This is a genomic window from Thiorhodococcus mannitoliphagus, from assembly GCF_010915725.1.
Classification (GTDB): Bacteria; Pseudomonadota; Gammaproteobacteria; order Chromatiales; family Chromatiaceae; genus Thiorhodococcus; species Thiorhodococcus mannitoliphagus.
The window spans coordinates 1-1,191 of sequence record NZ_JAAIJR010000347.1 but is presented as its reverse complement, the minus strand read 5'-3'; the positions used below and the strand labels follow the sequence as shown (position 1 = coordinate 1,191).

Genomic DNA, 1,191 nt, shown 5'->3' with positions numbered 1-1,191 from the left:
ACTATCTGGGCATGACGGCAAACTCCGCTCCCCGCGCCGCCCAATCAGCGCCTGCAGGTTAGAACGGATTTGCCGTGGCCCAGCAATCGACAGGGCTTGTGCAGCGGAATGCAGTGGGTGCAGAATTGGCCCTGCCAAGACGGACGCCCCGCCTTGGCTGGACTCACACCTGCGGAGTCACACCAGACTCCACGCCGGTATCGGGGCTGTAGCTCAGCTGGGAGAGCGCCGCGTTCGCAATGCGGAGGTCAGGGGTTCGATCCCCCTCAGCTCCACCATTTCCCCATCCAACGACGTTTAGAGACATCCACCGGACCCGCCCAAGTGCGGGTTTTTTGTTGCCCACTCGTTCAACAACGTCCAACCGGATCCATTGACAACGAGGCACTAAGGTGGGTAACTATTCGGGGTAACAGGAACGGCTCTCCCGGAATTCAGGTGATCGAGAAAATTCTTTTATAACAGGTGCTTAGAATCGAATTATCTGCACACAGAAGCTTCAAAATGATGCTGAGCGAAAGAGAGGTAAGCGACTGATTTGTAAGCATCGACTAGCCAAAAAGGGCGTATCCGTGCAGATCGAGGCACACCCTAGTGGTCTAGAGTGAAAGTCCTAATACCGTTTCTGGGCGATCGATGGCATCCTACTCGTCTGTCTTGAGTTTCGCCGATGAGTTGATGACACGATGCCACGCTGTACCCCGATTCCCGTTTCCCTCACCGACAAAGAACGTACCCAGTTGGAGGCGTTGGTGCGTCAGCACACCACGGCGCAGCAACTGGCGACCCGAGCCCGAATTATTCTCGCCGCCGACGCCGGCACGGGGGTGCACGAAACGGCCGCCACGTTGCAGGTCAGTCGCTCGTTGGTCCAACGCTGGCGCCGACGTTGGCGCGAGCGCGCGGATCACCCCGTGCTTGAGCGTCTGAGCGATTGCCCGCGTTCGGGGACGCCGCCGACCTTCACCCCCGAGCAGATCTGCGCCATCATTGCCCTGGCGTGCGAGCCTGCGGTCCGCGAGGGGGTGAAGCTGGCGCGCTGGACCCATGAGCCGACATTCCGCACGCCATAACGTGTAATAACGAATTTTTTGTTGCTGATTTTCAGTGGAGATGTCGTCATCTCGCACACGAAAAACGAACAAAACGCCTGTCATCGTGGCTGAGCACCGTTATTCCACAGCCATCACC

At 58.2% G+C, this 1,191-nt stretch carries 1 protein-coding gene and 1 tRNA gene; both read left to right on the top strand.

All coding sequences use genetic code 11. The annotated features are described in order from the left end of the window. Positions 1–202: 202 nt before the first annotated feature. A tRNA-Ala gene (locus G3480_RS26790) sits at positions 203–278 on the top strand. 408 nt (positions 279–686) lie between these two features. After that, on the top strand, positions 687–1,073 hold the full coding sequence (locus G3480_RS26785; RefSeq protein ID WP_164657231.1) for a helix-turn-helix domain-containing protein: 387 nt from the start codon (positions 687–689) through the stop codon (positions 1,071–1,073). The last annotated feature ends 118 nt before the right edge of the window (positions 1,074–1,191 follow it).

Excerpts from the sequence above, each read along its gene's own strand:
- G3480_RS26785 (WP_164657231.1), top strand. The coding sequence starts at position 687 with ATGCCACGCTGTACCCCGATTCCCGTTTCCCTCACCGACAAAGAACGT.